An 18,976-nucleotide genomic window follows, 5' to 3' on the forward strand; every position below is an offset into this window, starting at 1 on the left:
GCTATTCTCCCACCCTTCGAAGCAGTTTCTGTACCAGCAAGTTGGTGCCCACCATAATCATGAACAGCACGGTTGCAATCGCCGAGGCGTATCCCATCTCAAACCGCGTTGTACCAAAGTCGATTAAATGGGTCACCACCGTCTCCGCCGCATAGTTCACACTTGGGAACCCCGCCAGCGCAATGGACACATCCGCCACCGCGAATGAGGTCGTAAGTTGAATGACCGCACCGAACATCAATTGCGGGCGCATCGAAGGCAGGGTAATATACCAGAGCTCCTGCCAGCGATTTTTGATCCCATCTACCGCGCCAGCTTCATATAACGTCCGGTCAACGGTCTGCAAACCGGCGATAAACGCCAGAAAGCCTGTGCCAAGACTGAGCCACAATTGCACCAGAATGAGGATTGGCATAATGTAGGCTTCCGTTTTCAACCACTGAATTGGCTCCAGCAGAAATCCCCATTTGATCAGCAGTCCATTGGCTATACCGTAGCGATCCCCCGAGAAAATCATCAGCCAGATAAAGTAGACGTTCCCCGATATGGATGGCGCATAGAAAATCAGCGTCATGAACGCTCTCCATTTGGGTGTTAATTCATTAATGATCCACGCAAATACGAAACAGGCAATATAGCTGATAGGTCCGGTAATAATGGCAAACAGCAACGTATTTTTAATAGCAATCAGAAATACGTCATCCTCCAGAAACAGCCGGGTATAGTTCTGCCAGCCAATAAAACGCGGAAACTCCAGCATGTTGAAATAAGTGAAGCTGAGTAGGATGGAAATGACCACCGGAATCACAGTGAACATGATGAACAGGATCATATAAGGTGCTAGCAGTACATAGGAATGTTTGCTGGCCTTCATTTCCTTGAGCTTCCAGGACCACCATGATTTCATGCCCATGCCTGGTGTTTTCTCAGGAGGACTGTTTTGTCCGTCTCGGAGTGATATTTGTGACACTGTTAACCCTCCCTCTGCTTACGGAAGACCAAATTCATTACGCTTGACTCGAATCTCGTCCTGAATATACTGGGTGTAATCCATGATGGATTCTCTGGCTTCCACTTGGCCAACAACCGTCTTGTAAAATGCATTGAACAGATGGCGTCCGGTAAAATAACCGCCCGGCACCTCGGGAATGCCCTTCACCGTCTCGAATTGTGCTTTCAGATTCGCATAATCCTCAGCAGGCCATGGAAGTGAATCGAGTGCCTTGATGTTGGCTGTCGGATAACGCGCAGCCGCACCCATCAGCCCTTCCATCTCGCGGCCAAACTCAGCCTGAACCGGTGTACTGGTCCACCATTTCATGAACTCCCACGCGGCCTCTTGGTCCTTGGCGCTCTCCAGCATCATGACCGCGCTGCCGCCACCCGGAACGTCCCGATTCAATGTTCCATCCGGCTGCACAGTCCCCGGAACCGGAACAAATCCCCATAATCCACGGATCTCCGGTGCAAATACAGACAGCTGGTTATACATCGTGTAATCCGTCAGACCAATCGGCATCTGTCCGGTCCGGAAACGGTTGGCAAAGTCATACTCCCGCTCCAGCTTGTAATCGGTATAAAACTCTGTCCACTTCTTAAAGGTCTCAATACCGATGCGCGAGTCCAGATCCGATTCCTTGCCGTCATTCCGATAGAAGGAGCCTCCGTTCTGCAGCAGCATTGTGGCATACTGCGAGTTAGGCGGGATATTGACTCCCTGCATGTTGGCTTGGGCCACCACCGGCATGCCAAATTCCATATGATTTTTACTCAGAATCGCCAGCAGGCTCTCGACATCATCCCACGTTTGAGGAACTTCAAGCCCCAGCTCTGCAAGCACATCTTTTCGATAAAACAGCATATTAAAGGTCTGTGTCTCCGGTAGGGCGTACACGCCTGAATCATAGGCGTACGGTACGATGGCACTGTCTCTAAACTCCTGTTCCACCGTGGTATAGTCACTGAACTGGGTAAGATCCACCGCGGAGTTCCGCATCGCAAAGTTCACCGGCAGATCATTGCCGATCTGCATCGCTACATCAGGTCCTTCACCCGACAAGGTGGCTGGCAACAGCGTACCCATGTTGACCAGCTTCAAATTGACGTTGATGCCGCTCTCCGGTGTGAATGTCTCATCAATCATCGCTTTCATCGTGTTCGCCTGATCACGGCCACTGCCGATCCAGACCGTCACCGTGCGCTGATCCTCTGATGTGGCTACGTTCCCGATCTGGTTATAATCAATGAAGAACGAGTGATAGAATGTCTTCGCTTCATGACCAAGCTTCGCCAGCGGACCCATACCCGTTCCGGGAATGCTGCTGTCTAATGAAGCTACATAGAGAGCATCAATCTCAAGCGGTTGCTCGCGAGCCTGCTGCACCCATGTCCCCAGTCCGCCTGTGTTCGTTTTGTAAGCGGCAAGTCTTCTTGGAATGGTATCCGGCTTATCGATCATCTCATCCAGCTGTTGGGCCATCGTTTTGATCAACGCTTCCTGATCGCTGGACTGGCCTGACAGAAGACGAAGTTGCCTTGCCACTTCCTTCAGACGTTTGCTTTCTCCGATAAATACTTCCAATAGATTCGGGATCTGCTTCTCCACCCGATAATCCCGGAATTCATCCGGCTTGGTGCCTGTAATCATCAGAATTCTCCGATACATGGAGTTCAGGTTGTACAGGCTGTCCTCCACATTGCGAATAAGTGGTGCGAAGTCACCCAGGCTGTTCTCCAGCCGAATGACATGTTTGCCTTTATCCAACTGGAACTTGTAAGCTTCCTCACCGCCCAGCACATCAATGCGATAGTCGCTTTGGTAACGGAACGGCGCCTTTGTCATCTCCGCAAACGGAATCTCGCCATCGATGGTCAGCTTGCGCGTGGAATAGATGCCTTTGACAAAATTTTGCTGAGCGGTAAAACCGATATGATAAAGTCCACTCTCCGGTACATCGACTTCCCATTCGATCCACTGTCCTGGCAGACGCCAGTTAAAACCACCAATCGTATTAATACGCACCTGGGACGCACTGTACGGAGATACGGCTGAACTTGATCTTTCACTGGTTGGATATAACGTAGGTGAAGATTTGGCCACAGCCGCTTCCCCTTCAATTCGGATGAGCACATCCTTAGGCTGACCGGAAGAATCCGTCTGCTTGGCCCCTGCGGTTTCCGCATAAGCAACGGCTGGCTTCTCATTGAATAGCCGTAGGGAGCGAATTACCATGGGTTCACGGGACGATTTTAGCGTTAACGTGTGCTTCCCCTTTTCCAGATAGAACTTGAATGGAGCCTGTTCATACCCGTCCGAGTCCTGAAATGTTTCCTCCATCCAGCGGGGCTTCTCCACTTGTTTTGGACGAAGATCATTGCCCTGATTATCCTGTTCAACAGCTTGTTTCTCATTGCCCCATACCCGGTCAAACTGCAAATAGGCGGCTTCCGCAAACGGAAGTTCACCGTCAATGTACAATGCACGCTCAATGGCCGAACTCTTTCCTTCTACGGGAAAATAGACAGCAGAGAGGTTGTACAGCCCGGTTTCCGGTACGTCAACTACCCAGTCGATCTCGCCTGTCTCCCCAGTATGCAGCGATACACCCGGCTTGCCCTCATAATCATTCAGCTTGCGTACCTCTTCACCCTCTGCCCGTATGTAGTCTCCAGCTTCGATGGTCATATCCACATTCGGTCTTGAGGCCTCACCTGCCTGGGACAAATATTGTTCATATCCGTTCTTCTGCCTCGTCTGCTGCAAGATGGCATCCACCTCAATGGCAGGCAAGCTGCCAGAAGGCACAACTGCACTCTTTACACCTGCACCGGAAGTAAGCAAAAGTATGACGCAGGCTGCCGCTGCTGCAATGACTATGGGCAGGATCCATTTCTTTCGTTGTAGAATTCCAGCCATCCTACGAGCCCTCCTCATCAAGGCTGATGCCAGCAATGCCTAATTGGTAATACAGGAAAAGAGGTACCCGTGCGTGAGCCCGGACACGAGGCACCCCTGTCTGAATCATGCTGGTATTACTGTTTGCCAAGTTTGTCGACTGCCGCTTGTGCCTGCGCTTTATACTTCTCGGCTGTTGCTGTAACGGAAGCATTGTTTTTGATGATGTCGTTTACATAGTCACCAATTGGGTAACCCGCGTAGGCGTCATCCAGCAGGATGCGGCCCGTTCCCGCGATATGCTCGCGAATCATGGCGATGTCCTTCTCGTCGGTATAACGGCTTTCCAGGTAATCCTGACCTGGGTACTCTTCAATCTGCGGAATGTCGAAGGTTTCTTCATAGATTTGGTATACGATTTTAGGATCTTCCACACCTTTGGGAATGAATTTTGCTGAGGCAGCGTTGTTGGCGTAAGTCACATCCTTGCTGCCCTGAGGACCGTTCGGAATGGGTACAACTCCAGCAGCAAAGGTGATATCGCCCAACTGCCATTCCGCAGCAGTGAACAAGGCCACATCTCCATCCTTGAACGTATTGCTTTCCTCCCAGTTCGTTTTGTCACCTGTTTTGACTTTCACAACATTCTCCACGTTATACAGGCGTTTGACGAATTCGGCAGCTTCAATCGTTTTCGGATCGGATAATCCTTCTTTTGAATGTTCGTCGTCTACGATCGTGCCGCCATTGGCTGCAGTAAAGTGACGAAGTACGTCGATGGCCCAGCCAGAGAACCCGTATACGTCAATTTTTCCGTCGTTATCCGTATCTTTGGTCGCCTGTTTTGCCAGTTCCATGAATTTATCCCAATTCCATTCGCCTTTGTTGTATAGCTCCTGAGGATCAGGCAGCGACAACTTCTTGAACAAGTCACGGTTATAGTGAAGTCCCAGACCGATGCTGGTTGGAGATTCAAATGCGTAGTAGTTGCCTGCGATGGCAGGGAATTTCGTGATCAGGTTTGCCTCTTGGTTGATGTTATTCTCAGCTGTGGTGAATTCGGAGATCGGAAGCAGTTGCCCTTTGAGGATGGCGGGTAATGCGGATTTGTACTCCATCTGAACGATGTCTGCGAACGGTTCGCCAGCCAGCGCTGTCGTGGTAAATTTGTTCATGTATTCTTCGAATGGCACGTTTACAAACTCAATTTTCACGTTGTATTTCTTCTCGACTTCAGCGATTTTATCCAGTCTAGCCTTATCCGATGCGGTCTCCCCCGCTGGCTTTAGATCCCACCAGGCCGCAACCTTGATGACACGTCCACCCAAATCAGGTACATCTACGGCCACTTCTTCTGTTCCGCCTTCTTTGTCTGTCTCGACGGTTCCAGTGCTATTGCCCGAATTCGCTGGTGCATCATCAGCCGGCTGAGCCGTCCCCCCACCACTGCAAGCGGATACAAAAAGCATTACGACCAATAACATGAGCGGCAAAACGTTCCATTTTCTAGTCACGATTTTAACAACCTCCCCGAATGTGTATACAAATCATGATCCGGCATAACTACCTGATTTCCATTTTCCCTAATGAAATTCGACGACCACCACCATTTGTTATTTTACTGTTTGGTTTTGACAAACAAAATTTAACATAGCATAATGTAAGCGTCAACATTTTTATTGTTAACATTTTCTAATTATTCTGATAAAATGCTGTTATATCGCTTAAAAAAGGCTTAAAACTCTTATGAGACATAATATTATTCAAATACCATTTTGAGTACCTCCATATTCAAAACGAGAACAATTTTGATTATTTTGTTATTTTATAAAATAACAAAAAGATAATAATTCGTTCAAAATTCGCCTTTTTCTCCTGCAACATGTCCTTCACCGAGGTCTATTTCCGTCGTTACATGTATGGGACTCTAACATTTTCACTCCTGCAACCGTTATTAGATTAAGAGAAATACATCATGATATACTATATAAATTGAACTTAACATTTACACGATAACGGAGAGGACAGAAAAAATCTGGAGAAGCGAAGCTAAAAGCTTTCTGAAAGAAAGCTGCTTCGAAAGCATAGGCTTAGCCTTTATCACCGGATTTCCCATTTGAGAAGGGATTCATAAAATCTGGGGATAACAGCGATCGAAAGATTGTTCTGGCCGCGTAGTGGTCTAGTGTAAAATCATTCGTTCAACTTATAGAGAAGCAGATTTATTTCGCAATGTAAGGAATACGGCAGAACTACGAGTGTAAGGATGGTATGATGAAGACGAAGGTAACAATTCAGGAAATTGCACATTTTACAGGTCTGTCGAAATTTGCGGTCTCACGAGCACTGTCCGGAAAATCAGGTGTTAGTGAGCAGACACGGGACGTTATTCTTAAGGCCGCTGGCAAACTTGGATATTTCAAAGATAACAGCATGTTGTCTGGTGATATGTATAGCAGCAATGAACTTCAGGACCCGCAGAACACGCGGTGGAGCGGCACCATTTTGATTTTGTTTCCTAATGTTCGTTATCAGAATCAGGATTCTGTATATTGGGGGCCTGTCTTTAACGGGATATCCTCCAGACTGAACCAGAAAGGCCTCAATATTCTTACTCTGACCGAGCCTTCTGCGGATCAACTGTTCACGTTGCTGAATCCGGATGCCATTCGGGGCATTATTACGGTTGGTTCCATCTCGACACCCATTCTGCTTGAAATTAAACGTCTGGGCATTCCCGTCGTCATGGTGGATCATCTGGACCCCGTCTTTCATAGTGACTGCATTTTCACAGACAACTTTGCTTCCATGCGTGACATTATGCTCTATTTGCTGCGCAAGGGATTCAAACGGTTTCAGTTTGTTGGAAATACCAGTGATGCACACAGCTTCTATGAACGATGGATCGCCTATACTTCGGTATTGATGGGTCATGGATTGGAGATGAATCAGATCCCCGAACTAAGCAGCCCGGATGTGGATGATTTTCGTGAAACGTTCACTTCGGTCATTCATGAGGGGAATTTGCCTGAGGTTTTTGTCTGTGCCAATGACTTCTATGCGCTATACACCATTGAGGCTCTGGAGAGCATAGGGATTAGTGTACCTGATCAGTGCGTAGTCACCGGTTTCGATAATGTGTATGATAATATCCCTGTACTCGCCACAGTTAATGTGAACAAGGAATTGCTTGGTGCGCGTGCGGTCGACCAGATGTTATGGCGAATTGTAAACCCGGAGAGTAATGTAGAGAAAAAGCTGATTCTTGCTGATGTGATGATTCGGGAACAGTACGGAAGACATAGCGGATAAAAGTAAGATACCCATAGACACCAAAATACCCCCATAACCAGTGTTCGGCTGGCTTGGGGGTGTTTGAATTTGGATGCCATATAAAAATAGTTGATGTTAAAAGTCCATTCTACGTATCTGTCCGGACATCATCCCACTCCTGATCCAGATAACAGATCAGCCAATTGAGCGCACGGTGACGTTCGTAGGCTACTCCGCCATTTAGACCCCCGGGAGGTGTTTGTTCCTTCACACGATTGTCCACACACACCCAGTTGTACCGGTAGATTAGGTCAGCAGCATCCAAAATTTCGCTTTTGGAGCGAAGCTGTGCCCTGGCTACAAAAGCCTCAACATCGTCACATTGCTGCAAATATCCTACATCTTGTCCTACGTTACAAAGATTTACCGGAGCTCCAAGTTCTTTGACATAGCCAAGCGCCCATAACATCACATGATAAGCCTCATACCCCCATGAAAAGGAGATGATCTCCTGATGCTCTGCCCCATGCTGCTCCACAAATCTTCTCTCTACCGGTGAGAAAAATGAAGTCGCATCATACTTGTCGATCACTTCCTGGACCAGTGCCGCTGTATCTTCTGCACTCTCCCCCGCTCCCAGGCATTCACCCTTGAGAGCTGCAATACAGAGGGCTATCGCACGTTGGGCCACTTCTTGAACACTGCGAATCGTTGTATGCTCATCCCCCGCTCTTGCAGGCAAATGAACATTGAATGGGATTCCTTGCTCCGTTAGAAGCTGCTCCGAGCGCTCTTTGCGCAGCAATGCAGATTCCGACGGGGGTCTGACATCATCCAGAAAACTGATGTGCGCTGTCACTTGGTAATCCTCTACTTCGGATTCTCCATTGGTATCCAACAGCAGCTGACCTTGCGCATTCAGCAAGGAGCCACCTCCCCAGAAGATGACTGCATCCATGGCATCGGCCAGATGCAATAATTCATTAAAGAATTCTTCGGAAATGTCTTCTTCTGTCTCGATGCCAACAACCATATTCAGTGTAGAGCATTTAATCAGTACCTTTTCCTGTAGCGAAGCATTCTTTCCCTCAATCTGACTCAGAAACCCCAGCATCCCCTGAATCATTGCGGTAAATTCTTCAGGGTGAGTCTGGCTGGTCATGATATTGAAGCCCTTCGTCTGTTTACTAAATAACTTCTTGCGAGTGACTTGAATATGGGTTTTGTCTTCCTTACGCTCAATGGTATCCTGAGGGTACATGGATTGAATCATTTCAAACAACTGATCCAGGTCAAACTGCGAGCTGTATATCGCACAATTTCTCATGAGGTTCACCTTCTACTTTTCAATTAGTCCTTATACGGGTCGAATTCATTGCCCCCGGCCATCGCGACACCTACGGGACGCAGGATTTGGTTGATTTTCAAGGTATGCGCATGCGCATTCAGCACGTCCTGCAGCTTCTTGTACACAAATGGACTTTCATCCGTTCCTGCACCCCGAAGCTCCACACCATAGGCACGAATCGCCGCTTGCATCTGTTCTTCGCTGATCTCCCCACCCATGCGTGTACGCAGCTTATAATTCATTTTGCCAGCCGCCTGGGTTCGGCTCATAGTGCGCCCTGCACCATGCACGGTGCTGCGGAAAGACTCGGTATTCTCTTCGCTGTGGATTCCTTCCACGATCACCGAGATATCTCCCATGCTTCCGCCCACAAAACCGAGCTGGCCCGGTGCCAGCGGTGTTGCTCCTTTGCGGACCACCACCACGTCTTCGCCCATATGCTGTTCTTTCCAGGCAAAATTATGATGGTTATGAACCGAATATTCTGCGCTCGCTCCGAGGATGCCGAGAACCTGCTCAATCACATAATCGCGCCCTGCATACGCATAACGGCCTGCCAAAGTCATCCCGTCCCAATACATATCACCCATTTCACTCTTGAGGTCAAACAATGTCGGTGGTTGGTCCATCGATTCTCCCGGCGCTTTGCCACTAAACGCACGTCCGACAGCCAGATTCAGAAAACCACTGGCGACCTTATGCCCAAAGCCACGACTGCCAAAATGGTTTGCAATCCATACTTTACCCGTCGCCTCTTCCACAAAAATGTCGACAAAATGATTGCCGCTACCCACCGTCCCAAGTTGGTTGCGTGCAAGTGTCTTCAACTTGTGCTGTAATCCAGGCTCAATGGAATCAAACAGCTTCCAGCTGGCATCCTCAAACAGTTCGTGCTCCACAGGATTTGGATTGTTGCGTCCTACACCGAAGGATATGGTCGCATTAATGTCATCCATAATCACAGCAATCTGATCCCGTATATCATCCCACATCAGGTTGGTGCGCACAGCCTTGTTGCCGCAGGCAATATCATATCCAACCCCTGACGGACTGATCATGTTCCGGTAGGCAACGACGCCCCCGATGGGCTGTGAATATCCTTTGTGATGGTCTGCCATTAGAGCCACGCCCAATACATCTCCATACTGCGAGCAAGTCACCGCCTGACTTACCGCATTCTCCAGCGGCTCCCCCCAAACTTTAATGTTATCTACGATACGCATGATCTGGTTAACCTCCTTTTGTCTTCATTAAAACTTACAATGAAATATGTACATTGAAATATATACGTCCCTGCCCACAACTTTCTTTATTTTACCAAAGAGAAACCCTTCCCGAAACTATACATTCCTTCAGCTCAAAGATATCCGTATAGAATAAAAAAAGAGAGCCAGGCTCTCTTTTACATGATCAGTCCCTATGTTATTTCTTACTGATCTTAAACTTGAACTCCCACGTCGCTGTGTTACCCGAATAACGGCCTCTGTTCTCCGTCACGACAACCGATAGAGTCTTGTTGATTGATTTGGAAATGGAGGAAACCTTAACGTTCATACTTTTGATCCCCAGATCAGGGATTTTGTCCTGCTCTTCGGCATTTGCTTGTAATTTCAGCGTATCTGTAGGTTTCAGATTCAACGTGACCGACGAACCCTCCTCCAGGCTCTTGCCGTTCACACTTGCCCCTATGGCCCATTCATTACCAACGGAATTGTTCTCCACCAGTTCTGCACTGACAAGCGTCACGGTCACTTTAACCGTCTTGGCAGCGGCATAGGATGTTGGGGAACATACAGCGAATACCAAACTCAGAATCATCAAGACATTAGCCCATTTTTTGAACACGAGAGTGCCTCCCTCATATCAGTTCATTTATTTCGAGACTATGCCTTATTCGCTCTGCTCCTTAAGTAGTCCTTCTACCTATTAGACATTTTCCGTGATATATTTATTAATTAAAATGCTTCCGGTAACCCTGGACTTTCTCATCTTTAAAGCCCAGTTTTTCATAAAAAATATGAGCCTCTTTACGCTGATCGCCTGACACCAGAATCATGTATTCACATCCAAGATCTCTCGCAATGTGCTCAATCTGAAGCATAAGCTTCTGACCAATTCCCTGTCTGCGTACCCGATCGGATACAATCACATTCTCCACAACCATGAAGGGGTTGCACTGACCTGCCAGATCCATACATTCAATACCCATAACTGATCCGGCAAGTTCACCGTTGTAAAATGCACCGAGTACATGGTAGTGTCCATTTTGCTGGATATAGTGAAACATCTTCTGCATCTGCTGTTCATTAGTCGGTGTACCCATCAATTCGTTGTATAATTGGCTTAGCGCCGGTAAATCCTCAAGTTCGATTGCTTTAATGGTAACCATAATAACCCTCCTGATTTTGCCCTATTTCACATACGCTGTCTTACGTTAGGTCCTTCTTAAAATAATAATGATGGTGTCCGGTCGGTGCATTCTCGATCGTTGTGATCAATTGGTAGCCATGCTTCTTGTAAAATTCAGGTGCTTGATATGAGAAAGTATTCAACATGACAAAATCACAAGATTTCTCTCGCGCAATTCGCTCAACTTCAAGCAACAACTGAGAACCATATCCCCGATGCCGTTGTTCAGAATCCACCCAAAGAATATCAACCTCCAGCCAGTTCCAGCAAAGTGTACTAAGCACACCTGCAACTATCTCGCCGGTCTCATTTTTGATATTGAAATTCAGTTCTTCGTAACGATGCCTTAATTCCTCGCTCACATGCGCAGCATTAAATGCAATAAGTTGCTGGCGAACATACTCTGAATCCTCTGAACTACTTGGATTGATTTGTATTTGGGACATCCTCTTCTCCTCCTTCTCGTCATTACTTCGTGGTAAATATCTGAATAGGACCTTCCCAGTCAGGCTCTCTAACCTCTTGGTATTTATTATCGGTATAGCGTGCGATGACCTTACGCCAGAAAATCTGAGCAGGCTCATTCGTCTCCATCTCCGCTACTTTCCATGTTCCGGGAAAAAGATTGAACACATGAATGGCGGCTTGCGCACCCACTCCCAGCTTTCTGTATTTTTTCATTACAAAAAACTCTGCCATTTGATATATACTTGTTCCCTGTTCACTCTCAATTTCACGAATTAGTGCGAATCCCGCCAATTGTCCTTCTACTCGAAACAAAAAAGGATATCTGCCCGCTTCTGTCCAATAATGGTCCAGATACACATACTCATATAACCCATTTTCGTTAACATCTTCCGGGTCATACTCACTAAAATCGTATTTGTACAATTCCATCAGATTGCGCAAAGTTGATTTATGTTGGTACTCCGCTTGATGAATCGATAACATGAGTGTACTTCCTCTTTCCGTTAAATTTCGCAGGGGTTCTTTATTTCAGTAGTCTATAATTCACTAAGATGTAGTTCAATCCTGAGAACAGCGTAACTCCTGCCGCCAGCCATAATAAAATCATATCAACCCGCATATCCGTCAGCAAACTGAACGGAACATTATTCAATAATACAGCGATGATGGCTGCCACCTGCAGCACCATTTTGATTTTGCCATATCGATCAGCAGCCAAGGCAATTCCCTGTTCAGTAGCAATCATACGCAGTGCTGTAATGACAATTTCACGTCCAATGATGATCACAGCAATCCATGAACCGATCAGATCCTCCTGAACCATCATAATCAGTGCAACCGAAATCAATAGTTTATCTGCCAGTGGATCAAGCAATTTCCCCAGATTGGTGATCTGATTATATTTTCGCGCCACATACCCATTCAGCTTATACGTACCCGCAGCCAGTGCAAAAATAATAACGCCAATCCCCAGCCCATGCTGATCAAAAAAACGCATAAGTTCACTCGTCTCCTGTATCCATGACGGCAACGGGATGAAGCACAACATAAATAAAGGAATCAATGTCATTCTTGCCAGGGTAATTTTGTTAGCCAGGTTCATGGAAAACCTCCCTCAACTTCACTCCAGTATGTTGTGATTTCTCCACCCTTGCGCCATCCTCCTTTTTTTCACAAAAAAAGAAAGGGCAGACTGCTCAACAGTTACCCCTTCTTCGGAATTCTTTAATGTATTCCTCTGTAGCTATCCTCTGATCTACAATGATTCTTTTATCACTCGCTTGTAATACCATATGGACAACAGGCCGAAGATGGAATACAACAACGTATACACAATCATGACGATTACAGTCGGTGTGGCAAGTTCTGTACCGAAGAAAAACCAGCCTGATTTCACGGCAAAATAACTATGGCTCAGTCCCACAACAAGGGGAATGCCGAAATTAAACAATTGCTTGAACTGAATTCCGCGTAACAGATTGCTTTGCGTAAACCCGAGTTTGCGCAGAATCGTATAGTTTGATTTCTCTTCTTCGCTCTCATTCATTTGTTTGAAATAAAGGATACACCCAGATGTAATCAAGAAAGTCAGTCCCAGAAAACCAACAATGAACATGATCAGGCCCATACTGGTACGTTGATTATTTCTGAACTCGATCTGGGAGAAGCTTGGGGCCTTCAATTGTAGATCTGCAAAAATAGCATATGCATTCTCGTCTTGCCTCGAATCTGTAATTTGCACACCGTAATAATCTGTCCTTTTCACCTCCTGAATTTTCGGATCAAGATCCTGCGCAAGCTCCGCATAAACCGATTCATCCACAACCGTCACGGGCGTGCCTTGGTTATAGTATACGGGAAGCACGCCCTGTTTCGTGGTTCCGATTAGCTGCTGGTCAATCGTTTTCTTCAACCCGTGAAGAACAATGGGACCTTCATCCTTAATAGAAAAGAATTGCTGAATCACATTGCCATATCCCATGAAAATAACTTCGCCTGGTTTCAGATCAATGTTATCTACCATACTGTCACTTACTACACTGCTGAACAACAGCTCTTCCATTGTGGAGTCATTCATCACCTTGTATGCGTCAATTTCAATATACAGAGGTTGTCTGTGTTTCTCTTCATATGGAATCTGTTTGTTATCCAACTCAGCTACAAAACGATTTTTCACATCAACCTGGGCAAATGAAAAATCTTCTGGCAGACTTTCCTTGGCCTGAGCCTCTGCCGAATAATAGGAAATGTAACTGAGCGACAACATACCTATGGCGAGTGCCGATACGGTAGTAATAATGGTCAGCAGCAAGGCATTCGACCTCATGCGAAACATGATGGAGGATAACGACAATACCTCATTAATGGAGAGATAGCCTTTTTTACTTTTGCGAATCAGATTAAAGATAAAACTGACGGAACCTTTATAGAACAGATATGTCCCCAGAATAACCGAGAACAAAATCAAAATCATGGTGTACATTAACTGCTGCATATCCAATTTCTCGACGCTGAACAGCCGTGCAGACAGGATGTAACCGAACACGATGAGAGCAATACCCAAGATGCCCATCAGAATCTGCCATACAGATAACTTCTGTACCTGGTGCTCTGTTGTAGAAGACACCCGAAAGAGTGATAGAATACTCTGTGCTCGGATAAACGTGTAATTCATCAGCATGATGAGCAAGTACATGACCACAAAGACAATCAGCGTTTGCAACAGCGCCATCGGTGAGAAGTATAGTTTCGTGATCGCATCAACGCCAATAATTTTGAACAAAATCATTAATATCAGCTTGGAACCCAGAAACCCGATTAGAATACCGATTACCATAGAACCAAAGTAGAGAATGCAATTTTCCGCACTCAAAATACCAAATATTCTCCCCTTCGTCAGTCCGATCAGTTGAAACAAGCCGATCTCCTTACTGCGCCGCTTGATAAAGATCGTATTGGCATAGAGCAGAAAAATGCCCACAATGACAATCAGTAACACGGACGAGGCCCCGATCGCGGCAGCCCCTTTCGTTGATTCAGCAACCTCATCCATGGATGGATCATACTGTAATGTCACAAAGGAAAAATACAGAGCCACACTAAAAATCAGGGCAAAGACGTAAAGATAATAATTCCTTAGGTTTTTCCTCAGATTGCGAAAAATGATGTAGTTCAGACTCATGGCTGCACACCACCCAATACGCCCTGAGTTTTGATAATATCGTTGAAGAAGGATTGCCGGGACTCGTCTCCTTTATTTAATTGAGTGTAGATCTGACCGTCCCGAATGAAAATCACTCTGCTGCAATAACTCGCGGCAAACGGATCATGGGTGACCATAATAATGGTGGCCTGATGTTTGCTGTTCATATCACTTAATTTGCCAAGCAGATCCGAAGCCGATTTGGAATCGAGTGCACCCGTCGGCTCGTCAGCGAAAATAATGCTCGGATCATGCACAAACGCACGGGCGGCTGAAGTTCGCTGTTTCTGTCCACCCGAGATTTCGGATGGATATTTGTCTTTCAGCTCATATATGCCCAGCTCACGGGCGATTTGTTCGAACTTCAGGTGTGCCTCATGCTTCGGAATACTCGTAATCGAGAGCGGCAGCAATACATTTTCCTTCACCGTGAGGGTATCCAGCAAATTATATTCCTGAAAAATAAAACCGAGATAGTCTTTGCGGAACTCAGCCAGCCTTTTCTCCTTCATGCCGGTAAACTCCTGGCCTTCGATTTCAATTGTGCCCTGACTTACCCGATCGATCGAAGAAAGAACATTCAGCAGCGTCGTTTTCCCCGAACCCGAGGGCCCCATAATCCCAACAAATTCGCCTTTACTTACCCCGAGATCAATCCCCTTGAGGACTTCCTGTTTATTTAATTTGTTGCCGTAGACTTTATGAATTTTTTTGGCTTCCAGTATCCACATATCCCACTCACTCCTCTTTGGTATATCTCCATCATAGGCGGGATACTCCAATTTATCGTGCGATTCACCGAACAAAACCAAAAAGCATGTGACAATGTTGTCACACGCCTGCTAGGTGGATCATGTCATTTTTTCTCGGGAAGGTTAGCTTGATACTAGTGCCCTCTCCGGGAGCAGACTGTACTTTAACGTCTATACGAAGTGCTTGTGCCACCTGTCGGGTCAAATACAAACCCATCCCCGTTGCGTTTCCTTCCAGCCTGCCTTGGGTTGAAGTGAAGCCTTTATCAAAGATACGTGGTAAATCCTGCACTTCGATCCCTCTTCCATAATCCTGAATGGTCAATAAGATGTGCCCATCCTGTTCCTTGCTTTCAATGACAATGTCAGAGGAATGGCTGTATTTCACCGCATTAGTAAGCAGCTGCCGTATGATAAAACCTAACCATTTACTGTCGGTCAGCACCTTAGTCACATGTAGTGACACGTCGAAGCCAATCCGTTTGGATATACACCACGACTTCAAAGCTCTAATCTCGCCGTTCAAAATCGGTTCAAGCTCTGTTTCTTCCACAAACAAATCATTATGCATAAATGGAATACGCTTCTGGTGAAGCTGCTGATCAAGCAGTTGGTGAATTCGCAACCATTCATACGTCATCTGACCTTGCAGTTTGTCATCCGGCATTCGCTCGATCATCAATTGCAGCGCGGTTAGTGGCGTTTTCACCTCGTGAATCCACGCTAACATCTCATCCTTCTCCTGCTCCAGTAAAATAAAATGAGCCGAGGACTCCTTCCGATAACGTTCGGTCTGGGAAGTCACGGCATCGTGCACAATCCGTTCATAAGGGCTTTCAGCGATATCCAAATCCCCTGGATCATAGGTATGATCCCAGGCGCTTAATCTTTTGTAGAAACGGATCTCTCTTGGATATCTCGCCCAGATAAACACAATGCATACTACTACATTCAGCACGACGATATACGCTACAGATCGGAATGGAATGGACGTGTCGATATAGGCTACAAATAAAATGATGAGCTGCATGCTTATCAGCAACACTAGCCAGCTTAGCTTTTCCCGTATGTATTTGCCAATCATACTTCCGCCTCTTCTGTTGCCATATAGCCCTGACCAACTTTCGTTTCGATATAGCCATCGAGTTCCAGCGGCTCCAGCTTCTTGCGAAGGCGATTGACGTTGACCGTGAGTGTGTTGTCACTCACAAAATGTTCATGATCCCACAGACTGCGAATCAGGTCTTCTCGGGTCACAATCTGATTTTTGTGCTCAACCAGCACTTTGAGAATGAACATTTCATTTTTGGTCAAAAGGACAGATTCATTGTTATAGGTAAGTGTATTTTTCACATATTCAATGGTAGCCCCACGCCATGTGCGCAGCTCAACCCGCTCTGTATTGTAGTTATATACCCTACGCAGGATCGCCTGGATCTTGGCAATCAGCACATCGAAATGGAAGGGCTTCTGGATAAAATCATCTGCGCCCAGATGCATTGACATGACCATATCCGTAGGATGATCCCGTGAGGACAGAAAGATAATCGGCACATTGGAATGAGCGCGGATCATGCGACACCAATGAAATCCGTCATACTGAGGAAGCTGAATATCAATAATGACCAGCTGTGGCTGAATGGCACTGTATTCCTGCATGACTTTGCCAAAATCTCGCACGCCATACACGTCATACGACCACTGGGATAACCGTTCTTTGATTTCACTGAACAACGATTCATCGTCTTCAATGAGCATAATTTTAAACATATATCTTCACCACGTTTCTGTTCTTCTTGGGCATTGCCCGAAGCATATTGTTTGACAATCTACGGGGGACCGTTCCAGATACGGATCGTTCTTCCGATCGCTGTTGTCCCCAAATTTCCTTTATTAGATTTATTAAATGTAGAAATTAGGTGACAAAGGCGAACGCTACCGCTTCTTCAGAATCGATTCCGTCTCTTCCACTCCTGCCGCTATTACATAGAACAATACAAATTGTCGAGGCAAAGTAAAATCCATAGTCTCTTACCAATTTAGATGAATCTAAACGTTTATAACTTTTAATCTGTTATCCCTCCATAGTATGGAGGACCTTGCTTGGATCACTGATTTCTTCCATCCGTTCGATTAATTGCTTTGCGACATCTTGTGGTGATCTTAATTGGCCTGCTTCATAGACCTGACCGAATACCTCAGACAGTGCAAATTCTTCTGCACTTTTGCCTCTTGCCACAGCCTGTAGCTCCGTATCTACCATCCCTGGATCGAATGCAATCACTTCAACGGGATTGGGCTGCCCGGATTGTTCCATCGCTACGCACTGGGTAAACATGTTTATTCCGGCTTTGGAGGTACAGTAAGATGCCATCGAAGGTGCCGGATAACTGCCTGAACCGGACGATACATTGACTATTTTTCTGCGTGTGGTCAGGTGGTTGGTATACTGTATAAAAGATGCAGTCAGAATCATGGGCGCCGCCAAGCTGATTTCCAGCTGCTGGCTGATCTCCTCTGCGATGCACTGATTGATCGGCTTCAACGGCTCAAGTATGGCCGCATTGTTTATGAGCCCGATGAATTCAACTTCCTTCAGCGGAATATGCTCCAATAGGCTTGAGACAAGATCGTCGATGCTATGGATATCTGCCAGATCAAACTGAACATGCTGATAACGCTCGTAGGCATCTTCCAAGTCAGACGCTCCTCGTGAAATACCGTAGACGTAATCTCCCTTTTCCAATAACAATTCCGCCAGCTGTTTGCCGATTCCCTTGGATGTACCTGTAATGATAAAATACCTTTGTCCCATATTCTAGCCGCCTTTCTCTCGCTCTGTGCAATAATGGTTAAACGTCAAATCTATGACCTTTCGTCTATGACTACACGTTGGGTTTTCTCCACAACGTCACCCATAGGATGGGCAAGCCAAAACAATCTTCATCCTGACCCATCGCTTTCATCGGTCGCAGTTCCACGCATTCAAATGGATCTTCAAGCAAATAGCGAAGCTTTTCCTCCGTAAAAGCCAGACCGCCTTTCATCGACTTCTCACGGTATACCTGCCAATCGTCCATAACGCTCTCCGGTCCACCCTGACCGCCAAATCCTGGAGCAAAGCAGGTCATTCCAAAATATCCTCCAGGTTTAAGTGCGCTCTGAATCATCTGTATGTAGGGAATTCGCTGATGTGGCAGCAGATGGTGAAGACAGCCCGAATCATAAACCAGATCGTACTCTTCCCGCGGCGCGAGTTCAAATGCTGATTTGCATTCAAAATTCACTTCAAGCTGTTCCTCCACAGCTCTTTCCTTGGCCCATGCAATGGCTTGCTCCGAGAGATCATAAGCATCAACCTTATAACCCTGACGTGTTAGATATAACGCATTTCTTCCCGGGCCACAACCGAGCTCCAATGCTTTGCCCCCAGGTAATATTCCTGAGCTCACATACGCTACCAGATTTTCATCCGGTTTGTTTGGAAAAAAGGGAATCGGCCGGTCCCGATCCTCGTAGAAAGGTTCCCAAAATTGCTTCGCTGATCTGAATTCTGCGTCAAGCATGTCATATAGATCCTGGACATTTTTAATTGTTTTCTCCATAACCACATTCCTCCTCGAATTCAT

Annotated in this window: 17 protein-coding genes; 1 reads left to right on the forward strand and 16 read right to left on the reverse strand. The window is 46.3% G+C overall.

Features of this window, described 5'->3' with window-relative positions:
* Nucleotide 1: 1 nt before the first annotated feature.
* The 3 genes from BMW94_RS26015 to BMW94_RS26025 all read right to left on the reverse strand — a co-directional run bounded on the left by BMW94_RS26015 (nucleotide 2) and on the right by BMW94_RS26025 (nucleotide 5,409).
* Complete coding sequence (locus BMW94_RS26015) at nucleotides 2-913, reverse strand: carbohydrate ABC transporter permease (protein WP_091001720.1); 912 nt, start codon at nucleotides 911-913, stop codon at nucleotides 2-4.
* Nucleotides 914-988: 75 nt separating this feature from the next.
* Nucleotides 989-3,916 (reverse strand): extracellular solute-binding protein, encoded by a 2,928-nt coding sequence (locus tag BMW94_RS26020; protein ID WP_091001656.1) that lies wholly within the window; start codon nucleotides 3,914-3,916, stop codon nucleotides 989-991.
* Nucleotides 3,917-4,032: 116 nt separating this feature from the next.
* Nucleotides 4,033-5,409 (reverse strand): ABC transporter substrate-binding protein, encoded by a 1,377-nt coding sequence (locus BMW94_RS26025; RefSeq protein ID WP_254790372.1) that lies wholly within the window; start codon nucleotides 5,407-5,409, stop codon nucleotides 4,033-4,035.
* 757 nt (nucleotides 5,410-6,166) lie between these two features.
* Between BMW94_RS26025 and BMW94_RS26030 the strand changes: the two genes are divergently transcribed.
* A complete protein-coding gene (locus tag BMW94_RS26030; protein ID WP_254790373.1) occupies nucleotides 6,167-7,207 on the forward strand; it encodes a LacI family DNA-binding transcriptional regulator in 1,041 nt (346 codons plus the stop codon).
* A gap of 109 nt (nucleotides 7,208-7,316) precedes the next feature.
* Here the strand turns inward: BMW94_RS26030 and BMW94_RS26035 are convergent, their stop codons facing one another.
* From BMW94_RS26035 to BMW94_RS26095, 13 genes are all read right to left on the reverse strand, one after another.
* Nucleotides 7,317-8,495 (reverse strand): DUF4272 domain-containing protein, encoded by a 1,179-nt coding sequence (locus BMW94_RS26035; protein WP_091001658.1) that lies wholly within the window; start codon nucleotides 8,493-8,495, stop codon nucleotides 7,317-7,319.
* Between the two features lie 23 nt (nucleotides 8,496-8,518).
* Nucleotides 8,519-9,739 (reverse strand): RtcB family protein, encoded by a 1,221-nt coding sequence (locus tag BMW94_RS26040; protein ID WP_091001659.1) that lies wholly within the window; start codon nucleotides 9,737-9,739, stop codon nucleotides 8,519-8,521.
* Between the two features lie 199 nt (nucleotides 9,740-9,938).
* Nucleotides 9,939-10,361 (reverse strand): hypothetical protein, encoded by a 423-nt coding sequence (locus BMW94_RS26045; RefSeq protein WP_254790374.1) that lies wholly within the window; start codon nucleotides 10,359-10,361, stop codon nucleotides 9,939-9,941.
* Between the two features lie 106 nt (nucleotides 10,362-10,467).
* Nucleotides 10,468-10,905: a GNAT family N-acetyltransferase gene (locus tag BMW94_RS26050; RefSeq protein ID WP_091001660.1), complete on the reverse strand. Its 438-nt coding sequence runs from the start codon at nucleotides 10,903-10,905 to the stop codon at nucleotides 10,468-10,470.
* 40 nt (nucleotides 10,906-10,945) lie between these two features.
* Nucleotides 10,946-11,371: a GNAT family N-acetyltransferase gene (locus tag BMW94_RS26055; protein ID WP_091001661.1), complete on the reverse strand. Its 426-nt coding sequence runs from the start codon at nucleotides 11,369-11,371 to the stop codon at nucleotides 10,946-10,948.
* 22 nt (nucleotides 11,372-11,393) lie between these two features.
* A complete protein-coding gene (locus tag BMW94_RS26060) occupies nucleotides 11,394-11,876 on the reverse strand; it encodes a GNAT family N-acetyltransferase (RefSeq protein ID WP_091001662.1) in 483 nt (160 codons plus the stop codon).
* 40 nt (nucleotides 11,877-11,916) lie between these two features.
* Nucleotides 11,917-12,495: a CDP-diacylglycerol--glycerol-3-phosphate 3-phosphatidyltransferase gene (pgsA, locus tag BMW94_RS26065; RefSeq protein ID WP_091001663.1), complete on the reverse strand. Its 579-nt coding sequence runs from the start codon at nucleotides 12,493-12,495 to the stop codon at nucleotides 11,917-11,919.
* A 153-nt stretch (nucleotides 12,496-12,648) separates the two neighbouring features.
* The gene (locus tag BMW94_RS26070) at nucleotides 12,649-14,574 is read right to left on the reverse strand and encodes an ABC transporter permease (RefSeq protein WP_091001664.1); all 1,926 of its coding nucleotides are present in this window, start codon (nucleotides 14,572-14,574) and stop codon (nucleotides 12,649-12,651) included.
* Nucleotides 14,571-15,326, reverse strand: coding sequence for an ABC transporter ATP-binding protein (locus BMW94_RS26075; RefSeq protein WP_091001665.1), 756 nt, complete (start codon nucleotides 15,324-15,326; stop codon nucleotides 14,571-14,573). The genes BMW94_RS26070 and BMW94_RS26075 overlap by 4 nt, the downstream gene beginning before the upstream one ends.
* Before the next feature lie 100 nt (nucleotides 15,327-15,426).
* Nucleotides 15,427-16,431 carry a sensor histidine kinase gene (locus tag BMW94_RS26080; RefSeq protein WP_091001666.1) on the reverse strand — a complete coding sequence of 335 codons (1,005 nt, stop codon included), beginning with the start codon at nucleotides 16,429-16,431 and terminating at the stop codon, nucleotides 15,427-15,429.
* Nucleotides 16,428-17,117 (reverse strand): response regulator transcription factor, encoded by a 690-nt coding sequence (locus tag BMW94_RS26085; protein ID WP_091001667.1) that lies wholly within the window; start codon nucleotides 17,115-17,117, stop codon nucleotides 16,428-16,430. The genes BMW94_RS26080 and BMW94_RS26085 overlap by 4 nt, the downstream gene beginning before the upstream one ends.
* Nucleotides 17,118-17,421: 304 nt before the next feature.
* Entirely contained in the window at nucleotides 17,422-18,162 is a 741-nt protein-coding gene (locus BMW94_RS26090; protein ID WP_091001668.1) for an SDR family NAD(P)-dependent oxidoreductase, read from the reverse strand.
* A gap of 70 nt (nucleotides 18,163-18,232) precedes the next feature.
* Nucleotides 18,233-18,952 carry a class I SAM-dependent methyltransferase gene (locus BMW94_RS26095; protein ID WP_091001669.1) on the reverse strand — a complete coding sequence of 240 codons (720 nt, stop codon included), beginning with the start codon at nucleotides 18,950-18,952 and terminating at the stop codon, nucleotides 18,233-18,235.
* Nucleotides 18,953-18,976 lie beyond the last annotated feature (24 nt).

The sequence above is a fragment of the Paenibacillus sp. OK003 genome, assembly GCF_900109515.1.
GTDB classification, from domain to species: Bacteria; Bacillota; Bacilli; order Paenibacillales; family Paenibacillaceae; genus Paenibacillus; species Paenibacillus marchantiae.

Excerpts from the sequence above, each read along its gene's own strand:
- BMW94_RS26035 (WP_091001658.1), bottom strand. The coding sequence starts at position 8,495 with ATGAGAAATTGTGCGATATACAGCTCGCAGTTTGACCTGGATCAGTTG.
- BMW94_RS26090 (WP_091001668.1), bottom strand. The coding sequence starts at position 18,162 with ATGGGACAAAGGTATTTTATCATTACAGGTACATCCAAGGGAATCGGC.
- BMW94_RS26030 (WP_254790373.1), top strand. The coding sequence starts at position 6,167 with ATGATGAAGACGAAGGTAACAATTCAGGAAATTGCACATTTTACAGGT.
- BMW94_RS26050 (WP_091001660.1), bottom strand. The coding sequence starts at position 10,905 with ATGGTTACCATTAAAGCAATCGAACTTGAGGATTTACCGGCGCTAAGC.
- BMW94_RS26020 (WP_091001656.1), bottom strand. The coding sequence starts at position 3,916 with ATGGCTGGAATTCTACAACGAAAGAAATGGATCCTGCCCATAGTCATT.
- BMW94_RS26080 (WP_091001666.1), bottom strand. The coding sequence starts at position 16,431 with ATGATTGGCAAATACATACGGGAAAAGCTAAGCTGGCTAGTGTTGCTG.
- BMW94_RS26075 (WP_091001665.1), bottom strand. The coding sequence starts at position 15,326 with ATGTGGATACTGGAAGCCAAAAAAATTCATAAAGTCTACGGCAACAAA.
- BMW94_RS26070 (WP_091001664.1), bottom strand. The coding sequence starts at position 14,574 with ATGAGTCTGAACTACATCATTTTTCGCAATCTGAGGAAAAACCTAAGG.
- BMW94_RS26040 (WP_091001659.1), bottom strand. The coding sequence starts at position 9,739 with ATGCGTATCGTAGATAACATTAAAGTTTGGGGGGAGCCGCTGGAGAAT.
- pgsA (WP_091001663.1), bottom strand. The coding sequence starts at position 12,495 with ATGAACCTGGCTAACAAAATTACCCTGGCAAGAATGACATTGATTCCT.
- BMW94_RS26015 (WP_091001720.1), bottom strand. The coding sequence starts at position 913 with ATGGGCATGAAATCATGGTGGTCCTGGAAGCTCAAGGAAATGAAGGCC.
- BMW94_RS26055 (WP_091001661.1), bottom strand. The coding sequence starts at position 11,371 with ATGTCCCAAATACAAATCAATCCAAGTAGTTCAGAGGATTCAGAGTAT.
- BMW94_RS26095 (WP_091001669.1), bottom strand. The coding sequence starts at position 18,952 with ATGGAGAAAACAATTAAAAATGTCCAGGATCTATATGACATGCTTGAC.
- BMW94_RS26085 (WP_091001667.1), bottom strand. The coding sequence starts at position 17,117 with ATGTTTAAAATTATGCTCATTGAAGACGATGAATCGTTGTTCAGTGAA.
- BMW94_RS26060 (WP_091001662.1), bottom strand. The coding sequence starts at position 11,876 with ATGTTATCGATTCATCAAGCGGAGTACCAACATAAATCAACTTTGCGC.